Origin of the sequence: Mycobacterium sp. E802 (assembly GCF_001666875.1) — a bacterium.
GTDB lineage: Bacteria > Actinomycetota > Actinomycetes > Mycobacteriales > Mycobacteriaceae > Mycobacterium.
The window spans coordinates 1-26,323 of the sequence record NZ_LZJD01000123.1; the positions used below are offsets into that span (position 1 = coordinate 1).

The 26,323-nt window shown below is 67.2% G+C and carries 27 protein-coding genes; 21 read left to right on the forward strand and 6 right to left on the reverse strand.

The features are described from left to right. From A5699_RS29660 to A5699_RS18145, 3 genes are all read left to right on the forward strand, one after another. On the forward strand, positions 1-792 hold a 792-nt coding region (locus tag A5699_RS29660), incomplete at its 5' end, for a hypothetical protein (RefSeq protein ID WP_231965754.1). Positions 793-872: 80 nt separating this feature from the next. Beyond that, a complete protein-coding gene (locus A5699_RS18140) occupies positions 873-1,619 on the forward strand; it encodes an RDD family protein (protein WP_082957772.1) in 747 nt (248 codons plus the stop codon). A 12-nt stretch (positions 1,620-1,631) separates the two neighbouring features. Next, positions 1,632-2,789 (forward strand): cystathionine gamma-synthase, encoded by a 1,158-nt coding sequence (locus A5699_RS18145; RefSeq protein WP_067771716.1) that lies wholly within the window; start codon positions 1,632-1,634, stop codon positions 2,787-2,789. A 72-nt stretch (positions 2,790-2,861) separates the two neighbouring features. On the opposite strand, the gene A5699_RS18150 is transcribed toward A5699_RS18145, so the two are convergent. The 3 genes from A5699_RS18150 to A5699_RS18160 all read right to left on the reverse strand — a co-directional run bounded on the left by A5699_RS18150 (position 2,862) and on the right by A5699_RS18160 (position 4,724). Further along, a complete protein-coding gene (locus A5699_RS18150) occupies positions 2,862-3,533 on the reverse strand; it encodes a GPP34 family phosphoprotein (protein ID WP_067771719.1) in 672 nt (223 codons plus the stop codon). A 35-nt stretch (positions 3,534-3,568) separates the two neighbouring features. Further along, complete coding sequence (greA, locus tag A5699_RS18155; protein WP_067771722.1) at positions 3,569-4,063, reverse strand: transcription elongation factor GreA; 495 nt, start codon at positions 4,061-4,063, stop codon at positions 3,569-3,571. 238 nt (positions 4,064-4,301) lie between these two features. Next, complete coding sequence (locus A5699_RS18160; RefSeq protein WP_067771725.1) at positions 4,302-4,724, reverse strand: DUF4307 domain-containing protein; 423 nt, start codon at positions 4,722-4,724, stop codon at positions 4,302-4,304. Positions 4,725-4,839: 115 nt separating this feature from the next. Here A5699_RS18160 and mca point away from each other — a divergent pair, with 115 nt between their 5' ends. Genes mca through A5699_RS18180 form a run of 4 tightly spaced genes read left to right on the forward strand, consistent with a single transcriptional unit; the run spans position 4,840 to position 8,389 of the window. Beyond that, positions 4,840-5,706 carry a mycothiol conjugate amidase Mca gene (gene mca / locus A5699_RS18165; RefSeq protein ID WP_067771728.1) on the forward strand — a complete coding sequence of 289 codons (867 nt, stop codon included), beginning with the start codon at positions 4,840-4,842 and terminating at the stop codon, positions 5,704-5,706. Further along, entirely contained in the window at positions 5,703-6,014 is a 312-nt protein-coding gene (locus A5699_RS18170; RefSeq protein ID WP_067771731.1) for a hypothetical protein, read from the forward strand. The genes mca and A5699_RS18170 overlap by 4 nt, the downstream gene beginning before the upstream one ends. After that, a complete protein-coding gene (locus tag A5699_RS18175; protein WP_067771735.1) occupies positions 5,995-8,004 on the forward strand; it encodes a thioredoxin domain-containing protein in 2,010 nt (669 codons plus the stop codon). The genes A5699_RS18170 and A5699_RS18175 overlap by 20 nt, the downstream gene beginning before the upstream one ends. Before the next feature lie 10 nt (positions 8,005-8,014). Beyond that, on the forward strand, positions 8,015-8,389 hold the full coding sequence (locus A5699_RS18180) for a nuclear transport factor 2 family protein (RefSeq protein ID WP_067771739.1): 375 nt from the start codon (positions 8,015-8,017) through the stop codon (positions 8,387-8,389). 1 nt (position 8,390) lies between these two features. Here the strand turns inward: A5699_RS18180 and A5699_RS18185 are convergent, their stop codons facing one another. Further along, the gene (locus A5699_RS18185; RefSeq protein WP_067771742.1) at positions 8,391-9,134 is read right to left on the reverse strand and encodes a hemolysin III family protein; all 744 of its coding nucleotides are present in this window, start codon (positions 9,132-9,134) and stop codon (positions 8,391-8,393) included. A gap of 57 nt (positions 9,135-9,191) precedes the next feature. Here A5699_RS18185 and A5699_RS18190 point away from each other — a divergent pair, with 57 nt between their 5' ends. From A5699_RS18190 to A5699_RS18205, 4 genes are all read left to right on the forward strand, one after another. Further along, positions 9,192-9,983, forward strand: coding sequence for a (2Z,6E)-farnesyl diphosphate synthase (locus A5699_RS18190; RefSeq protein WP_067771745.1), 792 nt, complete (start codon positions 9,192-9,194; stop codon positions 9,981-9,983). A gap of 15 nt (positions 9,984-9,998) precedes the next feature. Then, a complete protein-coding gene (locus tag A5699_RS18195) occupies positions 9,999-11,369 on the forward strand; it encodes a hypothetical protein (protein ID WP_067771748.1) in 1,371 nt (456 codons plus the stop codon). Positions 11,370-11,513: 144 nt separating this feature from the next. Further along, entirely contained in the window at positions 11,514-11,912 is a 399-nt protein-coding gene (locus A5699_RS18200) for a hypothetical protein (protein ID WP_067771750.1), read from the forward strand. 136 nt (positions 11,913-12,048) lie between these two features. Further along, positions 12,049-13,509 carry a potassium transporter gene (locus A5699_RS18205; protein WP_067771754.1) on the forward strand — a complete coding sequence of 487 codons (1,461 nt, stop codon included), beginning with the start codon at positions 12,049-12,051 and terminating at the stop codon, positions 13,507-13,509. Here the strand turns inward: A5699_RS18205 and coaA are convergent. Further along, positions 13,506-14,444 (reverse strand): type I pantothenate kinase, encoded by a 939-nt coding sequence (gene coaA / locus A5699_RS18210; RefSeq protein ID WP_067771756.1) that lies wholly within the window; start codon positions 14,442-14,444, stop codon positions 13,506-13,508. The two genes, A5699_RS18205 and coaA, sit on opposite strands and share 4 nt — an antisense overlap. 30 nt (positions 14,445-14,474) lie before the next feature. On the opposite strand from coaA, the gene A5699_RS18215 reads away from it, so the two are divergent. The 10 genes from A5699_RS18215 (at position 14,475) to A5699_RS18260 (ending at position 25,181) form a co-directional block, all read left to right on the forward strand. Beyond that, positions 14,475-15,707, forward strand: a complete 1,233-nt coding sequence (locus A5699_RS18215; protein ID WP_197508331.1) for a DUF885 domain-containing protein — start codon at positions 14,475-14,477, stop codon at positions 15,705-15,707. A 217-nt stretch (positions 15,708-15,924) separates the two neighbouring features. Next, positions 15,925-16,338: a hypothetical protein gene (locus tag A5699_RS18220; RefSeq protein ID WP_157561323.1), complete on the forward strand. Its 414-nt coding sequence runs from the start codon at positions 15,925-15,927 to the stop codon at positions 16,336-16,338. Positions 16,339-16,440: 102 nt separating this feature from the next. Further along, positions 16,441-17,904, forward strand: coding sequence for a glycine hydroxymethyltransferase (locus A5699_RS18225; RefSeq protein WP_067771762.1), 1,464 nt, complete (start codon positions 16,441-16,443; stop codon positions 17,902-17,904). A gap of 66 nt (positions 17,905-17,970) precedes the next feature. Then, positions 17,971-18,798, forward strand: a complete 828-nt coding sequence (locus A5699_RS18230) for an acyl-ACP desaturase (protein ID WP_067771765.1) — start codon at positions 17,971-17,973, stop codon at positions 18,796-18,798. Between the two features lie 200 nt (positions 18,799-18,998). Then, positions 18,999-20,312: a PhoH family protein gene (locus A5699_RS18235; protein ID WP_067771768.1), complete on the forward strand. Its 1,314-nt coding sequence runs from the start codon at positions 18,999-19,001 to the stop codon at positions 20,310-20,312. An 87-nt stretch (positions 20,313-20,399) separates the two neighbouring features. Next, a complete protein-coding gene (locus A5699_RS18240) occupies positions 20,400-21,284 on the forward strand; it encodes a polysaccharide deacetylase family protein (protein ID WP_067771771.1) in 885 nt (294 codons plus the stop codon). A 70-nt stretch (positions 21,285-21,354) separates the two neighbouring features. Continuing rightward, positions 21,355-22,335, forward strand: coding sequence for an NAD(P)H nitroreductase (locus A5699_RS18245; protein WP_067771774.1), 981 nt, complete (start codon positions 21,355-21,357; stop codon positions 22,333-22,335). A gap of 9 nt (positions 22,336-22,344) precedes the next feature. Continuing rightward, entirely contained in the window at positions 22,345-22,785 is a 441-nt protein-coding gene (locus A5699_RS18250) for a universal stress protein (RefSeq protein ID WP_197508332.1), read from the forward strand. Positions 22,786-22,801: 16 nt separating this feature from the next. Then, entirely contained in the window at positions 22,802-23,440 is a 639-nt protein-coding gene (gene devR, locus A5699_RS18255; protein ID WP_067771780.1) for a two-component system response regulator DevR, read from the forward strand. Positions 23,441-23,450: 10 nt separating this feature from the next. Beyond that, positions 23,451-25,181 carry a GAF domain-containing sensor histidine kinase gene (locus tag A5699_RS18260; protein WP_067771784.1) on the forward strand — a complete coding sequence of 577 codons (1,731 nt, stop codon included), beginning with the start codon at positions 23,451-23,453 and terminating at the stop codon, positions 25,179-25,181. Positions 25,182-25,188: 7 nt separating this feature from the next. Here the strand turns inward: A5699_RS18260 and A5699_RS18265 are convergent, their stop codons facing one another. Then, the gene (locus tag A5699_RS18265; protein WP_067771793.1) at positions 25,189-26,100 is read right to left on the reverse strand and encodes an NAD(P)H nitroreductase; all 912 of its coding nucleotides are present in this window, start codon (positions 26,098-26,100) and stop codon (positions 25,189-25,191) included. Positions 26,101-26,323: the final 223 nt, after the last annotated feature.

The window sequence follows — 26,323 nt, forward strand, 5'->3', positions numbered from 1 at the left end:
GCAACGGGTACGCCACCGCAGGGCGGTGGATTCCCGCCCCCGGGTTACCCGGCGCCCGGCGGATATCCCGCTCCCGGCTACCCGCCGGCCGGCGCGCCCAGCTTCGGCGGTGCGCCCTACAGCGTGGGTGACGCGTTCTCCTGGGCCTGGAACAAGTTCAGCAAGCATCCCGCCGAGGTGCTTGTGCCGACCCTGGTCTTCGGGCTGATCTACGTTGTGTTGCAGGTCGTCTTCCGGATGATCGAGGCGCCGTTCACCGAGGTGGAAGGTGAAGACGGCTCCTACAGCTTCTCGATGGGCGGCGCCGGAATCCTGGTCTCGCTGATCGTCATGCTCGTGGGCGTGGTGATCGGCGCGGTGATCCAGTCGGCCTACATCGGCGGAATGCTCGACATCGCCAACGGCACGCCGGTGACCATCGGATCCTTCTTCCGGCCACGCAACGTCGGCAACGTCGTCGTCGCCTCGGTGGTGTCCTCGGTCATCATCGGCATCGGCGTCGTCTTGTGCGTCATCCCCGGCATCATCGCCTCGATCATGTTGATGTTCACCACGGTGGCGGTGCTGGATCGCAATCTCTCCGGTATCGAGGCCGTCAAGGCGAGCTTCGAGCTGTCCAAGGCCAACTTCGGGCCGGTCGCCCTGACGTGGCTCGTGGTCCTCGTCGTGGGCTTGGTCGGCACCCTGCTGTGTGGCATCGGCCTGCTGGTGGCGTACCCGTTGCTGTCCCTGATCACGGTGTATGCCTGGCGCCGGCTCAACGGCGCTCAGCTGGCCCCGCTGACCCCGTAGTTCGACCGCTTCGACGCCCACGGCGCGTACGGCAGAAATGCCTGCGTCGTGGGCGTCGTGCCGCGTGACATCATTTGCACATGACTCAGCCGCCAGGCCCCGGATATGCCCCCGGTCCCAACACGTCGAACCCGTACCCCAACCCGTATCCCCATGCGGGCCAGGGCAATCCATATGGACCCGGGCCCACCGGCCATCCGGCACCCCCGCAGATGCCCTACTCGCCGGCCGGCCCCACCGGCTACCCGCCGCCCTACCCGCCGGCGTACCCGTCACCGCAGTGGAACCCGAACCAGCCTGTGCCGAACCCGAACGCCTACACCTCATGGCTGGATCGGGCGCTGGCCTATGTGATCGACCAGGTTCCGGTCTTCGGGATCTTGTTCGTGGGGTACGGCATTCTCATGGGCATCGTGGCGGCCGCCACGTCCTCCGGCGAGCCCTCCGACGGAGTCGTCGCACTGATAGTCCTGGCGACGCTGGCGCTGTTCGCGGCGACGCTCGCGTTCCCGGTGTGGAACTACGGCTACCGCCAGGGCAAGACCGGTCAGAGCATCGGCAAGCAGGTGATGAAGTTCAAGGTGATCAGCGAAAAGACCGGCCAGCCGATCGGATTCGGCATGGCACTGCTCCGACAGGTGGCCCACTTCGTCGACAGCATCTTCTACATCGGCTATCTGATGCCGCTGTGGGACAACAAGCGCCAGACCATCGCCGACAAATTGGTGGCCACCGTGTGCGTCCCGGCCCCCGTCACCGCTCCCGCGCCTCCGGTATTTCCCGGGCCACAGGGCGGTCCCAACCCGTACGGGTATCCGCCCCGATAGGCTCGTCACGTTATGAGTGAACAGCGCAGGTGGCACGGTCTGGCCACAAAAGCCATCCACGCCGGTTACCGACCCGACCCGGGCACCGGAGCCGTCAACACCCCGATCTATGCCAGCTCGACCTTCGCGCAGGACGGCGTCGGTGGGCTCCGCGGCGGCTTCGAGTACGCCCGCACCGGAAACCCCACCCGCCAGGCGCTGGAGGCGGCACTGGCGGCGGTCGAGGAGGCCGCCTACGGGCGGGCCTTCGCCTCGGGCATGGCCGCCACGGACTGTGCGCTGCGGGCGGTGCTGCGGCCCGGTGACCACGTGGTGATCCCCGACGACGCCTACGGCGGCACCTTCCGGCTCATCGACAAGGTGTTCTCGCAATGGCAGGTCACGCACACCCCGGTGCCGCTGAGTAACCTGGATGCGGTGCGCTCGGCGCTCACCCCGCGGACCCGGCTGATCTGGGTGGAGACCCCGACCAACCCGTTGCTGAACGTGGCCGATATCGCCGGGATCGTGCAGATCGCGTCGTCCTCGGGGGTGAAGGTGTTGGTGGACAACACCTTTGCCTCCCCGGCGCTGCAGCAGCCGCTGCTGCTCGGGGCGGACATCGTGTTGCACTCGACCACCAAGTACATCGGTGGGCACTCGGATGTGGTGGGCGGCGCGCTGCTGACCAACGACGAGGAGCTCGACGCGGCATTCGCCTTCCTGCAGAACGGCGCCGGGGCCGTGCCGGGGCCGTTCGATGCGTATCTGACCATGCGCGGGCTCAAGACCCTGGTGCTGCGGATGCGTCAGCACAGCGAAAATGCCGCGCTGATCGCCGAATTCCTCGACGGGCATCCGGCCGTGGAAACGGTGCTCTATCCCGGCCTGGACAGCCACCCCAACCATGATTTGGCGGCGCGTCAGATGTCCGGTTTCGGCGGCATGGTCAGCCTGCGACTGCGCGGAGGGCCGGAGGCGGCACGTGAATTGTGCTCGCGCACCGAGCTTTTCATTCTCGCCGAATCGTTGGGTGGGGTGGAGTCGCTGATCGAGTACCCGGGTGCGATGACCCACGCCTCGACCGCCGGCTCACAGCTTGAAGTGCCCGACGACCTGGTGCGGCTGTCGGTGGGCATCGAACACGCCGCCGACCTGCTGGCCGACCTGGAGCAGGCCCTCGGCCACTGACGCCGAGCAGACGTAAACCCGTACCTTTTCGCCAGAAAAGCTACGGGTTTACGTCTGCTCGCGGAAGAAAAGTTAGGACATCAGGGCCGGGCGTAACGCCGACGTCGTCACCGCCAGATTCATCTCCGGCAGCGCCGACGCGGTCTCGTCCACCCAGCTGCCGGTGGCGATTTCGGTGGACCGGGCGTGCACCCAGCGCCAGCCTCGGTCGTTGAGGCTCAACACCGCCCCTAAGCCGTCGACGGCGTGCAGCAGGCAGATGATCGCGGCGATGGCCGGTACCGGATTGTGGCCGTCGAACAAAGCGGCCAGCAACGCCGCCCGCGCCTGGCTGACCCGCTCGCGATTGGTCAGCGGCCAGCAGTACACCGGGCGGCCCGGAAAACCCTTGCCGGGCATGCGGACGCGCCGGATCTGCCCGACGCGTTCCAGCTGCTGTTCCAGAGTGCTCTGGGTGTACCGGCCCAGTTTGGCCAGCGCCGTCTCCGGCGCCAGCGGTCGACGTTGCAGTACGTGGAACGCCGCGTCACCGACCGGGTCGGCGGGCCAATCACCGCTCAGGGCGATCAGCCGGCCCGCCTCGACGGGCTCGTCGGCCATGGCCGGGCGAATCCGGCAGGCGTAGGCCAGGTCGAGCAGGACGGCCGCGCTGAGCACTTTCTCCCTGCGACGACGGTCCAACCCGGGTTGTGCGGCGGCGTTGTCCAGCAAAAGCAGGAACAGGTCTTCGGCGATTTGCGCCATTTCCCCGACTGTAGTGCTTACCCCCGGGGCGCCCGTCAGGCGTGGTAGGGCTCAGCGCTGATCAGGGTGACCTTGACGGTGCTGCCGTTGGGCACGGTGTAGGTGCGCGACTCGCCGACCTTGGCGTCGATCAGAGCGCTGCCCAGCGGTGAGTTGGGGGAGTAGACCTCCAGCTTGCCGTCGCTGATGCCTTCCTGGCGGGTGGCGATCAGGAACGTCTCGGTGTCCTTCTTGTCGTCGTCGTAGTACACCTTGACGACCGAACCGGGCAGTGCGACGCCGGACTGCTTGGGAGCCTCGCCGACCTTGGCGTTGTTGAGCAGCTCTTGGAGCTGACGGATCCGAGCCTCCTGCTGGCCCTGCTCCTCGCGGGCAGCGTGGTAGCCACCGTTCTCACGCAGGTCGCCCTCTTCGCGGCGATCGTTGATCTCGGCGGCGATCACCGGCCGGTTGGCGATCAGCTGATCCAGCTCCGCCTTCAACCGGTCGAATGCCTCCTGAGTGAGCCAGGTGACCTGAGTGTCGGTCATGTTCTCGTGCTCCTGTCTGTGTTGGTCCTGCGGCGCTCGCGCGCCCCCCTGTGTCCGAAGTCGGTCGTTTCCGGGCCGGAGGCATGCGCGTGTATTGCCGCAGACGCAAGCGCCTAACTGAGCGCTAATGCAGCAATACACGGCCCCAGCGAGGAACCGTGTATCGCACAATCGTACCACCGAGCGGCAGGCGAATCTTCATGTAATCGCAGTTCGGCGTTTGTTGCGCGCCGCAGAATCAGGGCGCTACCAGGTAAGACGGCACATCGGTACCGCAGCCGTAGACATCGCCGATCACGGGTGGCCGGCTCGATTTCACCTCCGCGGTCACCTGCACCACCCGCTGATCGGATGGGCCGACCAGAAACTCGCGCCGTCCGGTTTCGCTTCCGTCGATCGAGCGGGCCCGCACGATGCACACCACGGGAATCGACGGGTCCGGCCGGGTCACCCCGATCGTCACCGACACCGTCTGATTGTCGATCAGTTCATAGGCGCTGAGCTCGCCCTTCACCTCGCCGCTGCCCAACCGTTGGTAGGCCACGACCGCAAGGATCACACCGGCCGTCACCACGAGGGCGACCAGGGCGAACGTGATCCAGCGCCGGGTCCGGCGGCTCATTTGGCGGGATCCGTAGCGGGCGGCAGGGCGTTCGATCATCAGAACTGGAACTATAGGTCGAGACAAGTTGGTTCCCGAGCCCAGGCAATGTCTGGACGTCGAGGCTTGGGCAGCGGGCATAGGTAAGAGGACGCCGTAGTTAGATGAAAGCGACATGAGTGAACTGCGGTTGATGGCGGTACATGCGCACCCGGACGACGAGTCCAGCAAGGGTGCGGCGACCACCGCGCGCTATGCGGCCGAGGGAGCGCGCGTCATGGTCGTGACGCTGACCGGTGGCGAGCGCGGTGACATCCTGAACCCGGCGATGGATCTACCCGAGGTGCATGGCCGGATCCACGAGGTGCGCCGGGACGAGATGGCGAAAGCCGCCGAGATCCTCGGCGTCGAGCATCACTGGCTCGGGTTCGTCGACTCGGGCCTGCCCGAGGGTGACCCGTTGCCCGACCTGCCGGAAGGCTGTTTCGCGCTGGTTCCGCTGGACGAGCCGGTGCACCGGCTCGTGCGGGTGATCCGTGAATTCCGGCCGCACGTGCTGACCACGTACGACGAGAACGGCGGCTACCCGCACCCCGACCACATCCGCTGCCACCAGGTGTCGGTGGCGGCGTACGAGGCGGCCGCCGACTACCGGCTCTACCCGGATGCGGGGGAGCCGTGGAGCGTGTCGAAGCTGTACTACAACCACGGCTTCCTGCGTCAGCGAATGCAGCTGCTGCAGGACGAGTTCGCCAAGAACGGTCAGCAGGGTCCCTTCGCCAAATGGCTCGAGCATTGGGACCCCGATCACGACATATTCGCCAATCGGGTCACCACCCGTGTTGAATGCTCGGAGTACTTCAGTCAGCGTGACGACGCGCTGCGCGCACACGCGACCCAGATTGACCCGAAGGGCGACTTCTTCCATGCGCCGATCGAGTGGCAGCAGCGGTTGTGGCCGACTGAGGAGTTCGAGTTGGCGCGGTCGCGCGTGCCGGTGAAGCTGCCGGAAGACGACCTGTTCACCGGGATTGAGAGATGATCGACACCTTCACCGCAGTGATCACACTGCTCGCCGACGAGCCGCGTAACACCGGCCCGGAGTTCGGCAAGGCGACGCCGCTGGGTCTGCTGATCACGGTGGCGTTGCTGATCGGCACGTTCGCTCTGGTCTGGTCGATGAACCGGCACCTGCGCAAGCTTCCCGAGTCCTTCGACCCGCAACACCCCGAACCCGACCAGGCCGCCGACGAGGGCACCGCCGACGGCTCGGTGGACAGTTCCCTCGACCAGGCCCCCGATCACGCCCCGGATAGCCAGGGTCAGCCACGTGAGCCCGGTACGGGGTAACACGCTCGGCGGGTCCACCAGCCCGTACCTACGCCAGCACGCCGACAATCCGGTGCACTGGCGAGAGTGGACGCCCGAGGCGCTCGCAGAGGCCGCCGAACGGGACGTCCCGATCCTGCTGTCCATCGGATACGCGGCCTGCCACTGGTGCCATGTGATGGCCCATGAGTCGTTCGAGGATGACGACGTGGCAGCGGTGCTCAACGACGGATTCGTCTGCATCAAGGTCGACCGTGAGGAACGTCCGGATCTGGACGCGGTGTACATGAACGCCACCGTCGCCCTGACCGGGCAGGGCGGCTGGCCGATGACCTGCTTCCTGACCCCCGACGGCCGGCCCTTCTTCTGTGGCACCTACTACCCCAAGCTCGGTTTCCTGCAACTGCTGGCCGCCGTCGCCGAGACCTGGCGCGACCGCCGCGACGAGGTCGAACGGGCCTCGGATCAGATCACCGCCGAGCTGCGGTCGATGTCGGCCGGGCTGCCCGGCGGGGGAGCGCCGGTGGTCCCCGAGCTGTGCAACCACGCGGTGGCCGCAGTGCTGAACGACGAGGATTCCGCAAACGGAGGATTCGGCGGAGCCCCCAAGTTTCCGCCCTCGGCCCTGCTGGAAGCGTTGCTGCGCCACCACGAACGCACCGGGTCGGTGGCCGCCTTGCAGGCCGTGCAGCGCACCTGCTCGGCGATGGCCCGCGGCGGTATCTATGACCAGCTGGCCGGTGGCTTCGCCCGCTACAGCGTCGACCCGCACTGGGTGGTGCCGCATTTCGAAAAGATGCTCTACGACAATGCGCTGTTGCTGCGGGCCTATGCGCACATGGCGCGTCGCACGCAGGACCCGTTGGCGCGCAAGATAACCCAGGAAACCGCCGCGTTCGTGCTGTCGGACCTGGCGGCCGGTGGCATGTTCACCTCGGCATTGGACGCCGATGCCGGGGGACATGAGGGTCTGACCTATGTGTGGACCCCGGACGAACTGCGTTCTGTTCTGGGCGACGACGACGGCGCTTGGGCTGCTTCACTTTTCGGTGTGACGCCGGCCGGCACGTTCGAGCACGGGGCCTCGGTGCTGCAGCTGCGACGCGATCCGGACGACGAAGCCCGCTTCGAGACGGTACGCACGAAGTTGTGGGCCGCCCGCGCGCTGCGTCCCCAGCCGGCCCGCGACGACAAGGTGGTGACCGCCTGGAACGGCCTGGCCATCACAGCCCTGGCCGAGGCGTCGGTGGCGCTGAATCGGCCCGAATTCCTTTCTGCCGCAGAGCAATGCGCACGACGGATACTGGATCTGCACCTGGTGCACGGACGGCTGCGCCGGGCCAGCCTGGGTGGCCAGGTGGGCGACAGCGCGGGAATCCTGGAGGACCATGCGGCGCTGGCCACTGCGTTGTTGACGCTCTACCAGCTGACCGGGTTCGGGCTGGACGAGGCCACCGGCCTGCTGGACACCGCGCTGGACCATTTCGCCGATCCGGATCAGCCGGGTCGTTGGTTCGACACCGCCGACGATGCCGAGCAACTCATGGTGCGGCCGGCGGACCCGATCGACGGCGCGACGCCGTCAGGCGCGTCGCTGATCGCCGAGGCACTACAGCTGGGCGGTCACCTGACCGGCTCACCGCGCTATCTCGATGCCGCACAAGCGACTTTGTCCTCCGCGACGCCGATCTTGGCGCGCGCGGCCCGCTCCGGCGGGCATTGGCTGGCGGTGGCCGAGGCCCAGGTGCGCGGGCCGATCCAGATCGCGGTGGCCGGTGAGGCGACCTCTGATCTCTTGGCCGCCGCACGCCGCATGGCACCCGGTGGGGCGATCGTGATCGGTGGCGCCCCCGGCTCTTCGGCGCTACTCAACGGACGCGATCGGGTGGACGGCGCCGACGCCGCATACGTCTGCCGCGGCACGGTGTGCGACCTGCCGGTGACGACGGTCGCCGAGCTCGCCATCTCACTGGGTGGTGAACTGCCGGACGGTTCAACCGGCGCCGTGTAGCCTCGCGGCCATGAGCCACGATGCCGCAGCCCTGGAATCCTTCGTCAAGCGCTACCTCGATACCGTCGCCGGTGGTTCCGCGGCCGAGGTCGCCGCGCTGTACGCCGACGATGCGACGCTGGAGGATCCGGTGGGCAGCGGTGAGGTGCACATCGGACGCCAGGCGATCGAGGGCTTCTACAAGAACCTCACCGCGGCAGGCGCCGCCATCACGACCGAGCTGCTGCAGTTCCGTCCGGGCGGCCATGAGGCGGCGTTCCTGTTTGCCATCAACGTCGGTGACGCGATGCGGATCGAGCCGATCGAGGTGATGACGTTCAACGCCGACGGCCAGATCACCGCGATGAAGGCATACTGGTCGGCCGCCGACGTCAAGCAGCTCTAGCTCAGAAGACGGCGAACCACATGGCGATGTAGTGGCAGATCGCCGCGACGGCCGTGCAGGCGTGGAAGAACTCGTGGTGACCGAACGTGGTCGGCCACGGGTTCGGCCACTTCAGCGCGTAGAGCACGCCGCCGATGCTGTAGAGCGCGCCGCCGACGATCAGCAACACCACCGCGGCCACGCCGGCCCCGTGCATGATCGGCCCGATGAACCAGGCCGCCACCCAACCCAACAGGATGTAGAGCGGCACGCCCAGCCAGCGTGGCGCTGACGGCCAGAACATCTTGAGCAACACGCCCGCGATCGCCCCGCCCCAGACGATCCAGAACAACACCATGCCTTTGGATTCGGGCAGGGCCAACAGCGCGAACGGCGTGTAACTGCCCGCGATGAAGATGAAGATCATCGAATGATCCAGGCGCTTCATCCATTTGCGGGCGTTCGCCGATTTCCAGTTCACCCGGTGGTACGTGCCGCTGACGGTGAACATCGCCACGATCGTGAAGGTGTAGAGCAGGGTGGCCAGCCCGGCGCGCAACGACTCCACCGACCAGGACACCGACACCAGCGCCGCGCCGGCGATGAATGCCACCACCGCCGAGTAGACGTGGATCCAGCCCCGTGCGCGTGGTTTGCCGAGGAACTGGGCGACACCTTCGGCGACGGCCTCGGGCAGGTCTTCGGCGGGCCGGCTCAACGCGGCGGCTGAGCGATACGGCTTGGTGCTACCGGTCGGCGCGGTCATGTCACCTCCATTGACAACACATGGTGTTCCCCGGTGCTCACAGTAGTCTGGGTTGTCGTGGACATCATTCCCCCGCGGCTCAAAGAACCGGCCTACCGGCTCTACGAGATGCGGTTGCGCCAGGAGCTGGCGCAGGCCAGATCCGAACTGCCCCGCCACATCGCCGTGTTGTGTGACGGCAATCGCCGCTGGGCACGTGACGCGGGTTACGACGATGTCAGCATCGGCTACCGGATGGGCGCGGCCAAGATCGCCGAGATGTTGCGCTGGTGCCAGGCCGCCGGCATCGAGATGACGACGGTGTACCTGCTCTCGACGGAGAACCTGCAGCGCGATCCCGAAGAGCTGGCCGCGCTGCTGGAGATCATCACCGACGTCGTCGAAGAGATCTGCGCCCCGACGAACACCTGGAGCGTGCGCACCGTCGGCGACCTCGAGCTGCTGGGCGAGGAGCCGGCCCGGCGACTGCGCGAGGCCGTCGAGAGCACCAACGGCCGGGACGGAAAGTTTCACGTCAACGTCGCCGTCGCCTACGGCGGGCGCCAGGAAATCGTCGACGCGGTGCGCTCGTTGTTGTCCAAGGAGCTGGCCAACGGCGCGTCCGCCGAGCAGCTCGTGGATGCCGTCACGGTCGACGGCATCTCGGAGAACCTGTACACCTCAGGCCAACCCGACCCCGATCTGGTCATCCGCACCTCCGGTGAGCAACGCCTGTCCGGATTCCTGTTGTGGCAGAGCGCATATTCGGAGATGTGGTTCACCGAGGCGTACTGGCCGGCCTTCCGCCGCGTCGACTTCCTGCGCGCCCTGCGCGATTACACAGCCAGGCACCGCCGCTTCGGCAAGTAGTGCCAAACTGAACCTATGGCTGCGCTGTCGGCAGTGGTCTTCACGCTCAGCTGGTGGCTGGGTCTCTACTTGCTGGCCCGAGACCCGCGTAAACCCGTCCTCGTCCTCGCCGCGATCGGGCTGACGAGTTTCGCCGTCGTCGTCGCGCTCGACGCGGTCCGGCTCGTCACCGGCTCGGAGATGCTCAGCCGCATCGAGATCTATCTGGTCGCGCTGCCGGGTATCGCCTGGTTCGCCGTGATGGTCGAACTCGCCCGCCCGGCGGACACCTTCCGCTCCCGTGTCGGGGAGATCGCGGCGATCTTCGCCGTCGCGGTCCTGGCGCTGGCCGGGGCGGCGATGGCGGGCAGCGTCGACGGCCCGCTGCGCACCGGGCACTGGGTGATGTTCGCGGTGATCTCGCTGTCGTCATTGGGCGCCATGGTCAAGGCCGTACTCTGTGGCGCCAAGCCCGGGTCGGTCGTCGGTTTCATCATCGTCGCCACGTTGTTCTTCGCGCTGGGCAACGCGATCCTGGTGATCCCGCTCGGGCTGGTGCCCAGCTGGCTGGCCCTGGCGTCGACGGGATTCGATGTCGCGCTGCTCGGGGTGGCCGTGGCGATCTGGGACGCCTTCGACGAGGGGCACGCGGTGCGGGCGGACATGCGTCGCTCGATCATCGGCACCCTGGTGATCGCGGTGCCGTTCGCCGCGCAAGCCCTCATCGGGATGGCGGTGCTCGACGCGGGGACGGGCCACACCGTGCTGACCGTGCTGTTGTTCACCAGCCTGGCAGTCGCGGTGGCGGTGGAGGTGCTGGCCGATCCGCTGGCCGGGGTGCTCGACCGGCTGGCCTTCTCCCGGTCACCGGACCTGCGCGCCGACCGGGAGGCCCTGCGTCAGACCGAGGCGGCGCTGCCGCTGCGGGCCGGTCACCCGCTCGGTGACATCGACGACGACGCCTTCATCCGGCTCACCCGCCGCGCCCTCGGCCACTACGGTGATCTGTCCAAGCTCGTCGCCAGCCCGCTGACCGCGCTGCCCGCCATCGACGCCCGGCTGGCCCAACGCGGGGCGCCGGATCAACCCCTGGAGCGGGCCAACGAGCTCAAGGCCCTGCTGGCCGATCGCATCGCCGCGCTCAAACCCCGCGACGGCGGCGACTTCGGCACCACCGAACAGTGGCGGCACTACAACTCGCTGTACTTCCCCTACGTCGTCGGGGTCCGCGCCTACGCGCAGAACGCCACCGCGGCCGGGCTCGACCCGGTGGCCCGCCAAGCCTGGCAGTGGTTCGTCACCGAGGTGCCACAGCGCTCACTGCACAACTGGCAGAACGCCGCCGCGCGCGTGATCGCCGCGGATCTGCGCGGCGATCTGGCGGCCGTCGGCTCCGCCGCTCGGTAGGACCCCGAACCGCCGCTGACCTGCACTTGGCAGTGCTTGGCAGTGTTTGGCGTCGATCTGGCAGCGGCTGGTGAGCAAGGTCGGAGGTGTTCCACCGATCGACGTGAATGCACCACCGGTAATCACCACCAAAGAAGGAGAATCATGTCCGCCATCACCGCCACCCAGACCCAGACAGATTCGCTACTGCGCCTGGCCATGCGACTGGACGCCGTTCTCGTCGGGATCAGCGGCATCGCGCTGCTGGCCGCCGCCGGGTGGTTCGCCGATCTCACCGGCCTGCCCACGTCGGTCGAATACGGCGTCGGCATCTTCTCGGTCGTCTACGGCATCGCGGTGTTCGCCCTCGCCGGGATCGAACGGGTACGTCCCGCCGGCATCGGCACCGTGATCGCCAATGCCGCCTGCACCGTCATCGCCCTGGCCGCCGTCTTCACCATGACACTCACCACGGCCGGTGTGGTTGTCGTCATCGTCACCGGCCTCTACACGCTGGTGATGGCCGAACTGCAGTACGTGGGGGTCAAGCGGATTCCGGCCTGATTCTCACCGACAGCAACACCCGGGGCCCGAGGCTCTGGGTGTTGCTCCCGTTGAAAGTCGGGTAGTGCACTACTCGTGGCGTGGCGATCTCTCGGACGCACACTGAGCTCACGCGGCGATATCCGGGAGAATTGCGATGCCTTCAGAAGATTGCGATGTGTGCATTGTCGGTGCCGGCCTGTGCGGCTTGAACGCGCTGTTCGTGGCCAGCACCTACCTGAGACCTGATCAGAAGATCATCCTGATCGACCGTCGTCCTCGGGTCGGCGGCATGTGGGTGGATACGTATCCGTATGTGCGGCTGCATCAACCGCATCCCATGTTCACCGCAGGCAACATCAAGTGGACCCTGGGTCGCGAGCCCTCATATCTGGCCACCAAACCCGAGGTGCTCGACCATTTCAGCTACTGCCTGCAGCAGATCAAACAGCGGGTGCGCGTGGAGGAACGCTACGGCTGGGATTTCCAGTCCGCGGAGACGAGCGGCGGTGCCGTACAAGTCATCTGCCGTGACGGTGACGGGCAAATGCACACCATCCGGACGGACAGATTGATCAAGGCTTACGGCGTGCGGGTGACGCCGAACGATGCATTGGAGCTCTCCAGCGATCGGGTGCGGTCGGTGTCACCTGACTCATGTGACGTGCGCTCGGGGGAGATCCACGACAGCGACACCCCGGTGTGGGTGATCGGCAGCGGCAAGACCGCCATGGACACCGTGCACGCACTGATCACGTCGAGTCCGGGGCGCGAGGTGAACATGGTGGCGGGGTCGGGCACGTTCTTCGCCAGTCGGGATCGCTTCTTCCCGGCCGGTTCCCGGCGCTGGTCGGGCGGGACCTCGTTGACCAAGCTGTCCATCGAGATGACGCGGCTCTTCGACGGCACCAACGAGGACGACGTCACCCGGTGGTTCCGGTCGGCCTACGCCACCTGCCCGACGCAGCAGGCCGACCATTACATGGCCGGCGTCCTGTCGGAGGCCGAGAACGCGGCCATCGCAGCCGGGTTGAACGACGTGGTGATGGACCACCTCGTCGACGTCGTCGACAGCAACGGCTCCGCCGATCTGGTGCTGCGCAGCGGGGCCAGAAAAGCCGTCACGCCGGGCAGTTGGATTGTGAACTGCACCGGGTACCTCGCCAACGGCGAGTATCCCTACGAGCCGTACGTCTGTGGCAACGGGTCGATTCTGTCGATCCAAATGCGTTCGGCCACCATGCATCTGACGTCATTTGCCGCCTACTTCGCGACACACCTGATGTTTCTGGGCAAGCTGAACACCGTCCCGCTCTATGAACTCGACCTGCAGGACCTGGCGCAGAAATCCAAGAAGGCGCTGGTGTATTCGATGTTCACGCTGGCTCAGCACAACCTGAGCCTCATCTCGGATGCCTTGCCGGTCAAGGTGTTCCGGGACTGCGGCCTGGACTTCAACCGGTGGTACCCGATGCCGCGACAGCTGATGGGCACTGCCCGGTTCATGGCGACCCATCACCGAGACCGCGAGCACTTGCGGCGCACTCTGGACACCGTGGCGGAGCGTTTCGATGTGCGGTGTGGTCCGCTGGTCACAGCGCCGGCCGGAGTTGCCTAGAGCTTGCGCAGCCGCAGTCGGTTGATCGAATGGTCGGCATCCTTGCGCAGCACCAGCGTGGCCCGCGGCCTGGTCGGCAGGATGTTCTCGATCAGGTTGGGCCGGTTGATGGAATGCCAGATGTCGCGGGCGGCGAAGACGGCCTGCTCATCGGTCAACGTCGAATAGTGGTGGAAGTGCGAGGCCGGATCGGCGAACGCCGTCGACCGCATGGTCAGGAACCGGGAGATGTACCACTTCTCGATGTCTTCGATGCGCGCATCGACATACACCGAGAAGTCGAACAGGTCCGAGATCATCAGGGCCGGACCGGTTTGCAGGACGTTGAGCCCCTCCAGGATGAGGATGTCCGGATGCCGGACCACCTGCTTCTCGGTGGGCACGATGTCGTAGAGCAGGTGTGAATAGACCGGGGCACAGGCTTCGTCGGCGCCGGCCTTGACCGCGGTGACGAACCGCATCAGCGCCCGCCGGTCATAGCTTTCCGGGAACCCTTTGCGATGCATCAGGTTCCGACGATGCAGTTCCTTGTTCGGGTAGAGGAAGCCGTCGGTGGTGACCAGGTCCACCCGGGGATGGTGGCCCCAGCGGGCCAGCAGGGCCTGCAGCACGCGGGCCGTGGTCGATTTGCCGACCGCCACACTGCCGGCGACGCCGATGACGAACGGCACCGGCCGGTCCGGATTCTGCTGCGGCTCACCGAGGAACTCCGCGGTGGCGGCGAACAACCGCTGCCGCGCGGCCACCTGCAGGTGGATCAACCGGGCCAGGGGAAGGTAGACCTCTTCGACCTCGAGGAGATCGAGCTTCTCGCCCATACCGCGCAGACGCAGCAGTTCATCCTCGTTGAGTTTCAGCGGTGTCGACATGCGCAAGGCACGCCATTGACTTCGGTCGAACTCCACATAGGGGCTCGGCTCGCTCGGCCGCGGCATTCGGTCAGTCTTACATCTACGGTTGTGGTCATGGCGAAGGGGATGGACTCCAGCACTCTGATCCGCGAATACCTACTGCTCGGTCTGCGCTTCGACCGGGTCGAGGAGGGCTATGTCGACTCGTTCACCGGAGACCCGCAGCTGCGCCGCGCGGTCGAGAACGAGCCCACGCCCGACCCTGCTGACCTGGCCCGTCAGGCCGACCGGTTGCTCGGCGAGATCCCCGACGACCTCGAGCGCGGCCGGGCCGAATACCTCGCGGCCCACCTGCGCGCGTTGAACTGTGCGGGCCGCAAGTTCGCCGGGGAAGACGTCGGTTTCGTCGACGAGGTGCAGGCCTACTTCGACGTCCGGATCGCCAAGGGAGACCCGGAAAAGTATCGGCAGGCTCACGCCAAACTCGACGAGGCGCTCGGCGGCACCGGCCCACTGGCCGAACGAATCCAGGCCCACCGCAGCGGCGACGAGATTTCGCCGGCCCGGCTCGAGGAGTGCATTCACGCCTTCTCCTCGGCCCTGCGAGACAAGGTGCGCGCCGCCTACCCGCTGCCCGAGACCGAGACCATCACCTACGAGGTGGTCACCGACAAACCCTGGTCGGGCTTCAACTATTACCTGGGTGACTACAAGTCCACCGTGGCCGTCAACGCCGATCTCAAACAACAGATGGCCAACCTGCCCCGGCTGGTGGCCCACGAGTCCTATCCCGGGCACCACACCGAGCACTGCCGCAAGGAGGCCGGGCTGGTGGCCCGGGACGGTCAGGCCGAACAGACGATCTTCCTCGTCAACACCCCGCAATGCCTGATGGCCGAGGGCCTGGCGGACCTGGCGTTGCATGCGATCGTCGGGGACGGGGCGAGCGAAGCGACGGGAAGCGGGCCAGGCTGGGGAGCCTGGGCCGCCGACATCTACGCCGACCTTGGGCTGCGGTTCGACGGTGAGCGCGCGGAAGCGATCTCCGAGGCGATGGCCGGGCTGGCCGACGTCCGCCAGGACGCCGCACTGATGCTGCACGACGAGCATCGCGACGTCGACGAGGTGGTGGAATTCCTCAAGCGGTGGCTGTTGATCAACGACGAGCGGGCCCGCCAGACGTTGCGCTTTTTGTCCTCGCCGTTGTGGCGGGCGTACACCAGCACCTACATCGAGGGTTACCGCCTGCTGCGCGGCTGGCTGGATGCCCGGCCCGAGGGCGTGACGCTGACCGAGCGTTTCGGTCGGCTGCTCGACGAGCCACTGATCCCGTCGACGTTGCGCTGAAACCCACGGACAGCCCCCGGGAACCGGGTAGCAAACTGATTTATCCGACGTCCGGCGGGCCCGGCGCCAAGTCGTCTGGATTGAGTGGTCTGTGCTCAACTTTGTCCAGAAACAACTCTGTTACCTCGATCTCAAGTGATTGATATTTTCGGTTACCCGCCGGTAACATTTTGCCGTAGGGTCTGGTGATCGAGCCGGGCCTGGCAAAGGAAAGATCATGTCAAGCACGCGAGAAAGATTCGACAAGCTCACGCGCATGGCCGGTGCGGCCATGGTGGCGGGGGCGCTCGGCCTCACCGCAATCCTGGGCTCGGCGGCCGTGGCCAACGCCACGCCCGTCACGAAGGTCGGTAGCGATCCGGTGGCGCCGGTCAATCCCGGGGGCAAGAAAGCGCCGTTCACCAAGGTCGGTAGCGATCCGGTGACGTCGGTGATCTCGGGCATTGCCGACGCCGCCACCTCTGGCGGCACCGGTGTCGAGATTCCGCCCCTTGTCAGCCCGTGGCCCGGCGGTGCGTGGGCCGGCCATGACTGGAGCAAGGGATATCCCGGCGGCGGTTTGGCCAACGGCAAGGGCGGCGGCGCTGCCATTCACGGCAAGGCCGGCGGCGCCTGGAACCACCGCAACTGATCCGAGAACCTGCAACCCGGGCGGGGCAAATGGAGCCCCGCCTGGGTTTTTGCGAGGGTGCCCGTCGTCGGCCCCACCGAAGGCCCGACTAGGCTAAAAGTCATGGCAGCAGACTCGTCATCCACCTTGCCCGCGGCTTCCGGCGCTGATTACGCCGACACTTCCAGTGCCGCGTACCAGGCCGCCTTGCAGGTCATCGAATCCGTGGAGCCACGGGTCGCCGCAGCCAGCCGCAAAGAGCTTGCCGATCAACGTGATTCGCTCAAGCTGATCGCCAGCGAGAATTACGCCTCCCCGGCCGTGCTGCTCACCATGGGCACGTGGTTCTCCGACAAGTACGCCGAGGGCACCGTCGGGCACCGCTTCTACGCGGGCTGCCAGAACGTCGACACCGTCGAGGCGCTGGCCGCCGAGCACGCCCGCGAACTCTTCGGCGCCCCCTACGCCTACGTCCAGCCGCACTCGGGGATCGACGCCAATCTCGTTGCCTTCTGGGCCATCCTGGCCACCAAGGTGGAGGCGCCCGAGCTGGCGAACTTCGGCGCCAAGCACGTCAACGACCTGTCCGAGGCGGACTGGGAGACCCTGCGCAACAAGCTCGGCAACCAGCGCCTGCTCGGCATGTCCCTGGACGCCGGCGGTCACCTGACCCACGGCTTCCGGCCCAACATCTCCGGCAAGATGTTCCACCAGCGCAGCTACGGCACCAATCCCGAGACGGGTTTCCTGGACTACGACGCCGTCGCCGCCGCGGCCCGTGAGTTCAAGCCGCTGATCCTGGTCGCCGGCTACTCCGCCTACCCGCGCCGGGTGAACTTCGCCAAGATGCGCGAGATCGCCGACGAGGTTGGCGCGACCCTGATGGTCGACATGGCCCACTTCGCCGGTCTGGTGGCCGGCAAGGTGTTCACCGGTGACGAAGACCCGGTGCCGCACGCCCACGTCACCACCACGACCACGCACAAGTCGCTGCGCGGCCCGCGCGGCGGCATGGTGCTGGCCACCGAGGAATTCGCCCCGGCCGTGGACAAGGGCTGCCCGATGGTGCTCGGTGGGCCGCTGAGCCATGTGATGGCGGCCAAGGCCGTCGCGCTGGCCGAGGCGCGCCAGCCCGCGTTCCAGACCTACGCCCAGCAGGTCGCCGACAACGCCCAGGCCCTGGCCGACGGTTTCGTCAAGCGCGACGCCGGCCTGGTCACCGGCGGCACCGACAACCACATCGTGCTGCTCGACGTGCGCTCGTTCGGGCTGACCGGCCGCCAGGCCGAGTCGGCCCTGCTCGACGCCGGCGTCGTGACCAACCGCAACGCGATCCCGGCCGACCCCAACGGCGCCTGGTACACCAGCGGCATCCGGCTGGGCACGCCGGCGCTGACCAGCCGTGGGTTCGGTGCCGACGACTTCGACCGGGTCGCCGAGCTGATCGTCGACGTGCTGTCCAACACCCAGCCCGAGGGGACGTCCAAAGCCAAGTACAAGCTGGCCGACGGCACCGCCGAGCGCGTGCGCGCGGGCTCGGCGGAGCTGCTCGACGCCAACCCGCTGTACCCCGGGCTCACGCTCTGAGCCGGGTGTCGCGACACACGGCGCCCCAACTTTTAGAAACATGTAAACCCGGGTTACAGTTACCTCATGGCACAGAAACCTGTCGCTAATGCGCTGACCCTTGAGCTCGAGCCGGTGGTCGAGGCCGAGCTGCGTCGTCACCTCGACACCGAGGTTCTCTGGTACGCGCACGATTACGTGCCCTTCGACCAGGGCGAGAACTTCGCCTTCCTCGGTGGCAATGACTGGAATCCGTCGCAGGTGACGTTGCCCAAGAACGTCACCGACGCCTTGGAGATCCTGCTGATCACCAAGGACAACCTGTCGGGATACCACCGCGAACTCGTCGAGCACTTCATCCTCGAGGACAAGTGGGGGCGCTTCCTTGGCCGCTGGACCGCCGAGGAGCACCTGCACGCCGTGGCGCTGCGCAACTACCTCGTCGTCACCCGCGAGATCGATCCGACGGCCAACGAGGACGTCCGCGTCGAGCACGTGATGAAGGGCTACCGCGCCGACAGCTACAGCCAGATCGAGACGCTGGTGTTCATGGCGTACTTCGAGCGCGCCCACGCAGTCTTCACCCGCAACCTGCGGGGACAGATCACCGAGCCGGTGCTGGGGTCGCTGATCGACCGCATCGTGGTGGACGAGGAGCGTCACGAGCTGTTCTTCGCCAACCTGGTCTCGCACCTGCTCGGTACGCACCGGGACGAGACCATCGCGGCCATCGCCGCCCGGGCGCGCGAACTCGACGTGATCGGCGCGGACATCGACGCCTACCAGGACAAGGTGGCGGTCGTGGCCGAGGCGGGCATCTTCGACAAGGCCGCGTTGGCGCAGGTCATCTCCGACCGGATCACGGCCTGGGGACTGGCCGACGAACCCCAGCTCCAGGAGTTCATCAACACGTGACGCGGCGGCGTTTTTTCGCCCGGCGCGCCAGCCAGCAACCCCGCCACGGCGGGAGTAGCGTCGAATCCGATGGCTAGCGACATGCTCTGCTGTCCGGACGGTACCGATCGGTTGAATCTCGAGAGGACCGGCTCCGGTCCTGGTGCCGCAGTGTCCACCGAGCAACTCGTGTGGGGCCGCGCGGGTTCTAGGAGCGCCACGTGACTGAACAGCCTGTCCGTACCTATGTGCTCGACACCTCCGTGTTGCTGTCCGATCCCTGGGCATGCACCCGGTTCGCCGAGCATGAAGTGGTGGTCCCGCTGGTCGTGATCAGCGAATTGGAGGCCAAACGGCATCACCATGAGCTGGGCTGGTTCGCCCGGCAGGCGCTGCGGATGTTCGATGATCTGCGGCTCGAACACGGGCGGCTGGATCAGCCGATTCCCGTTGGCGCAGAAGGCGGCACGCTTCAGGTCGAGTTGAACCACATCGACCCGTCGGTGTTGCCCACGGGCTTTCGCACCGAGACCAACGACACCCGGATTCTCGCCTGCGCAGCCAATCTCGCTGCCGAGGGCAAGCATGTCACGCTGGTGAGCAAGGACATCCCGCTGCGCGTCAAAGCCGGCGCGGTGGGCCTGGCTGCCGACGAGTACCACGCGCAGGATGTGGTGGTGTCCGGGTGGACCGGCATGGCCGAACTCGACGTGGCCGCCGAGGAGATCGACACCCTGTTCGCCGACGGCGAGATCGATCTGGCCGATGCTCGGGATCTGCCCTGCCACACCGGAATTCGCTTGCTCGGTGGCAGCTCGTCGGCGCTCGGCCGGGTCAACGCCGAAAAGCGGGTGCAGCTGGTGCGTGGTGATCGCGAAGTGTTCGGCCTCCGGGGAAGGTCAGCCGAACAACGCGTCGCTCTCGATCTGCTGCTCGACGAATCCGTCGGCATCGTCTCGCTCGGGGGCAAGGCCGGCACCGGCAAATCCGCGCTGGCCTTGTGCGCCGGCCTGGAAGCGGTGCTGGAACGCCGAATTCAGCGCAAAGTGGTGGTGTTCCGGCCGCTGTACGCCGTCGGCGGCCAGGATCTCGGCTACCTGCCCGGCAGCGAGAGCGAGAAGATGGGGCCGTGGGCCCAGGCCGTCTTCGACACCCTCGAAGGGCTGGCCAGCCCGGCGGTGCTCGAAGAGGTGCTCAGCCGGGGAATGCTGGAAGTGCTTCCGCTGACCCATATTCGGGGCCGCTCGCTACACGACTCGTTCGTGATCGTGGACGAGGCGCAATCGCTGGAGCGCAACGTGCTGCTGACCGTGCTGTCACGGCTGGGGGCGGGCTCGCGGGTGGTGCTCACCCACGATGTGGCCCAGCGCGACAACCTGCGGGTGGGCCGCCACGATGGCGTCGCGGCGGTCATCGAGAAGCTCAAGGGGCATCCGCTGTTCGCCCACATCACCCTGCAGCGCAGCGAACGCTCACCGATCGCCGCCCTGGTCACCGAGATGCTGGAGGAGTTCAGCCCGGGCGCCCTGCCCTGAGCCCCTGAGTCCGGAGTGATTTGGGTGCGTTCGGTAACGCCAGGCGTTACCGAACGCACCCAAATCGCCAGCCGGTAGGCTGCCGGGGTGGCGAGGTTCCCCAACAGTCAGGCATGGCGGTGGACCGTCGTCGGCGTGGCGGCCGCCGTTGTGGTCGTGGTGGCGGGGGTGCTCACCGGGCACATCTACCGTGACGGGCCCGACGATGTGGACTGCGCGAAGGAAAAGTGCATCGCGCTGACCTTCGACGACGGACCCAGCCCCTATACCGACCGGCTGCTGCAGATCCTCAAGGACAACGACGCGAAGGCCACGTTCTTCCTGATCGGCAACAAGGTGGCGGGCAACCCCGAAGGGGCGCGGCGCATCGCCGAGGCGGGCATGGAGGTGGGCAGCCACACCTGGGAACACCCCAACATGACCACCATTCCGCCGCAAGAGATTCCGGCCCAGTTCAGTAGGGCCAGTGACGCCATCGAGGCCGCCACCGGTACCCGACCCAAACTGGTCCGCACGGCAGGCGGTCTGGTCAACGATCAGGTGCTGGCCGAGGCCCGCAAACAGGGATTGGCCGACATCAACTGGGACGTCATCCCGTTCGACTGGGCGAACGACGCCAACACCGCAGCGACTCGCTACATGCTGATGACGCAGATCAAGCCGAACTCCGTCGTGCTCTTTCACGACACCTACTCGTCCACCGTCGATCTGGTGTACCAGTTCATCCCGGTGCTCAAGGCCAACGGCTACCACCTGGTGACGGTCAGCCACATGCTCGGCGAACGTGAGCCCGGCTCCAGTTACGGCAGCCGGGAGAACGGACCGCCCGTGCCACCGGCCGAGGCGCTCCACGACATCCCGGTCGAAGAGATACCGTCGCTGCCCGCGACGCCGTCGCCGGCGCCGATGCCGAACTTCCCGATCACCGACATCCCCGGGGCCAACTCAGGAGGTCCGAACAACGGGGCATGAGACGCACATCGCGTCGGTTTGAGGACCAAAGACCCTAACCGGCGGGCTCGGGCGCGACGAGGCTTGAAGCATGCCCGACACGATGTTCGACTCAGCAGTTCTGACCAATGCTGTGCAGCTGGCATCGCGTGCCCCGTCGCTGCACAACACCCAACCGTGGCGGTTGATCGCCGGCAGCGGCGGCGTGCAGCTGCACCTCGACCCGAACCGCGTGGTCACCGCCACCGACCGGTCCGCGCGCGAGGCGATCATCAGCTGCGGTGTGTTCCTGGACCATCTGCGGGTCGCGATGGCCGCGGGCGGCTGGTCCACCACCGTCGAGCGGTTCCCCAATCCGAACGACCTCGACCATCTGGCGACGTTGCAGTTCTCGCCCATGGAATTCGTCACCGAGGCGCACCGCCGACGGGCGGATGTGATCCTGGCCCGGCACACCGACCGGTTGCCGATGGCCGCTTACCCGGACGTCGATGCCCTCGAACGGCTGCTGCGGGTGCGACTGGGCGACGGGCCGGTGCACCTTGACGTGCTGGCCGAGGACATGCGTGCTCAGGTGGCTGAGGCCGCGGCCCTGACGGAGTCACTGCGCCTCTACGACTCTGCCTACCACGCCGAACTCGCCTGGTGGACAACCCCGTTCGCCACCGAAGACGGCATCCCGCAGAGTTCGTTGGTGTCGGCGGCCGAGAGTGAGCGGGTCGCGGTGTCCCGCGGATTCCCGGTCACCGCGCACAGCGATCGTCGGCCGAGCGTTCATGACGACGCGGCCACACTGGTGGTGCTGTCCACTGACGGCTACAGCCGGGGCGACGCGCTGGACGCCGGTGAGGCACTGTCGGCGCTGCTGCTCGAATGCACGCTGTCGGGCCTGGCCACCTGCCCCGTCAGCCACGTCACCGAGCTGCACGCCAGCCGCGACATCATCGGCACCCTGATCAACCGCGATGCCTGCCCGCAGCTGCTGATCCGGATCGGTATCGCCCCGGCGCTCACCGACTCACCTCCGCCCACACCGCGGCGTGCCGTCGAGACCTTCCTGACCTTCGAATAGGAGATGACCGTGACCGATACCCTGATCGCCCCCGCCGCTGCAGCCTCGGCCACCACCGCGGCCGTCTTGGTCGAAGTCGACGGCCGCACGGCCGGCAACGATGCGCTGCACGCCGCCATCGAGGAGGCCTTGCGACGCGGCGCGCCGCTGCGGGTCCTGACCACCTGGGCCGCCCGGCACCGGGAGATGTACGACGCCACAGCCGTTGTCGAACGCGACCGGTTGTCGGCCGCCCAGCTGGAGCGACGCCTGACCCGGGCGCTGCGTCGTTCGCCCGACCTCGATGTGCAGAGCATCGACGGTTACCACAGCGCCACCGAATACCTGGCGGCACAACCGGAGTCGGTTCAGATGCTCGTCCTGGCCGCTGACCATCCGGTTTCGGCCGAGCTGCAGGAGGTGTTGGACCGGGCCGGTTGCGCGGTGCTCGCTTGCGATCGGCGCCAGTGATTGTGAGACTCGGGGGATGATCAGAGTCTTCCTCGTCGACGACCACGAGGTGGTGCGTCGCGGGCTGATCGACCTGCTGAGCGCCGATCCGGAGCTCGATGTGATCGGCGAGGCCGACTCGGTGGCCCAGGCCATGGCCCGGGTGCCGGCCGTGGCGCCCGACGTCGCGGTGCTCGACGTCCGGCTACCCGACGGCAACGGGATCGAGCTGTGCCGGGATCTGTTGTCGCGCATGCCCGATCTGCGTTGTCTGATGCTGACGTCGTTCACCTCCGACGAGGCCATGCTCGATGCCATTCTCGCCGGCGCCAGCGGCTACGTCGTCAAGGACATCAAAGGCATGGAGCTGGCTCAGGCGATCAAGGACGTCGGGGCCGGCAAGTCCCTGCTGGACAATCGCGCCGCGACCGCGCTGATGGCCAAACTGCGCGGGGATGCCGAGCGTTCCGACCCGCTTGCCGGGCTGACCCAACAGGAGCGGGTCTTGCTCGATCTGCTGGGGGAGGGGCTGACCAACCGGCAGATCGCGGCGCGGATGTTCCTCGCCGAGAAGACCGTCAAGAACTACGTGTCCCGGTTGCTGGCCAAGCTCGGTATGGAACGACGCACCCAGGCCGCGGTGTTCGCCTCCACACTGGACCGGCACCGGCAGTAGAGATGCCAGCATGGGAAGCGTAAGCGGTCACTCCGAGCACCGCGGCGACGAGCCGCGGATCTCGCCGTTGCGAGAGACCCTCTCGCAGTTGCGGTTACGTGAGTTGCTCACCGAGGTCCAGGACCGCGTCGAGGAGATCATCACCGGACGCGACCGAATCGACGGCCTCGTGGAGGCGATGCTGGCGGTCACCTCGGGTCTGGATCTGGAGGTGACGCTGAGCACCATCGTGCAGACCGCGATCCAGCTGGTCGACGCCCGCTACGGCGCGCTCGGTGTGCGCGGCGAAGGCCACGAGCTGACAGAGTTCGTCTACCAGGGCATCGACGACGAGACGCGGGCCCTGATCGGGCACCTGCCGGAGGGGCGCGGTGTGCTCGGCGTGTTGCTCGACGACCCGAAACCGATCCGGCTCGACGACATCCACCAGCATCCGGATTCGGTCGGATTCCCGCCCAACCACCCGCCGATGCGCACCTTCCTCGGCGTGCCCGTGCGGATCCGCGACGAGGTGTTCGGCAATCTCTACCTCACCGACAAGACCAACGGACAGCCGTTCAGCGAAGACGACGAGGTGCTCGTCGAGGCCCTGGCCGCGGCGGCCGGCGTCGCGGTGGAAAACGCCAGGCTCTACGAGCTGTCCCGCGACCGGCAGGCCTGGATCGCCGCCACTCGCGACATCGGCACCGAACTGCTCGGCGGCACCGATCCGGCCACCGTGTTCCGGATGGTGGCCGACGAGGCGCTCAAGCTGACCGGTGCCGACCGCATCGTGGTCGCCGTTCCGCCCCTGGACGAGGCCGGGGAGATCCCCGTCGGTGACGTCGACACACTGGTGGTGGCCGCCGCGGCGGGCAGACCGACGACGATCGATTCGATCCTGGTCGGCGGGGTGGAGGACGCGGTGATCGCCGCCTTCCGCGACGGCACACCGCGCCGGCTCGACCGGCTCGAGCTCGACGGGTTGGCCGGGCCGGCTCTGGTGCTGCCGCTGCGGGCCACCGACACCGTGGCCGGTGTGCTGGTGGCGGTGCGCGGCGAGGGCGCCCGCGTCTTCACCGCCGAGCAACTCGACATGGCGGCGGCGTTCGCCGACCAGGCCGCGGTGGCCTGGCAGCTGGCCAGCTCGCAGCGCCGGGTGCGGGAGCTCGACATCCTGGCCGACCGGGATCGGATCGCGCGCGATCTGCACGATCACGTGATCCAGCGGCTGTTCGCCGTGGGTCTGTCGCTGCAGGGCACCATCCCGCGGGCGCGTTCGGCCGACGTGCAGCAGCGACTCACCGCCACCGTCGACGATCTGCAGGCGGTGATCCAGGACATCCGGACCGCGATCTTCGACCTGCACAACGCCCAGGCGGGGACGACGCGGTTGCGACAGCGGCTCGACGCGGTGATCGGCCAGTTCGCCGATGCCGGTCTGCACACCGAGGCCCGGTTCATCGGGCCGCTGTCGGTCGTCGACGCCGCCCTGGCCGATCACGCCGAGGCGGTGGTGCGTGAGGCAGTGAGCAATGCGGTGCGACATTCTGGGGCAACCGAACTCACCGTGCGGGTGGAGGTGGCCGACGATCTGTCCATCGAGGTTTCCGACAATGGGTGCGGGATCGCCGCCGAGGTCACCGAGAGCGGGCTGGGCAATCTGCGAGCCCGCGCATCAGATGCCGGTGGCGAGTTCACCGTCACCGACCGGCCCGTTGGGGGCACGGTATTGCGTTGGGTTGCACCACTTCCCGAATAGTTTTGAGTCAGAGAGCGGGGCGGCGCGGGGTGGCAGGCAGCGGCGCGGCCTGCTCGGCCGGCCAACCGATCCGGATCAACATCTGCGGGTACTCCCGGTCATCGAAGAACTCCTCTCGCAGCGCCGACCGGGTATGCGCCACCTCCAACGGCTCGGTGATCGGGCAGGTCGCCAAGCCCAGTGTGGTCGCGGTGAGCAGGACGAGGCTGGTCGCCTCCCCGGCCCGCAGGCGCGTTTGGGCGTCGTCGGCATGCGTGCCCAGCGCCAGGACCGCGGCGTTCTCTGTCGCGCCGGACCGGTGGGGTGGCTGCGCCAGTGCCGGTCCGGCGAAGACGCGGCCCGGCACGGTCGTGGCGTGGTCCGGGGCCGGGGTGCTGTGTGCGGGAACGCCGGCCAGTGAGCGGTAACGACCACTCCACCGGGTCAGCTCGGTGAGGTAGGCATCGTCGCTGATGTGTTTGGAAATCGCTTGTTCGACAAGGCCGTTGAGTTGTTCGATCGATTCCACCCGGCGCATCGTGACGCCCATGCGGGCCACCCGCATCCCGATCAGCGCGATGTCGGCGGGGCAGACCTCGGTGCTGCCGTAGTGCCGCCGGTCGGTGCGGCGGCAATCGATCGCAGCGGCCAGCTTGAGGTCTGTCTCACTGGGCGGGCCGGGTGTCACGGTGATCCGGGCGAGATGGTGCGGATCGTGCGGGTCGGGGAACCGCTGTACGGCGGCGCGCCAGCCCAGCGAGGCCAGGGCGACGACGCAATGATGCAGGGTGGCACCGCAACTGAGCATCAGATCGCGACTGTCGGGGTCGGTGGCCGGCAGGTGCCGGCTTCGGTCGGCATACAGGTTCAGGGTGCCGGTGTCGTCGACCCGCCAGCGCCACGGCTGCGAGTTGTGCACCGACGGAGCACGCACTGCCATCGACAGGGCGCCCTGCAGCGTCGTCACGTCCGGAAAGCTCACCCCTTCAGCGTGCGCCGTCGCGCTCCCGACGGGTAGGGCAGAAAGTCCTTTGCCGAGAAGACACAAACCCGTACCTTTTCGGCCGAAAAGGTACGGGTTTGTGTCTCAGTGTCAGTCTGGATTTTGCCGCGTTGCGGTGGTTGGGTCTGGATCATCTGGTGTCTGGCTCAGTTTGTGTCTG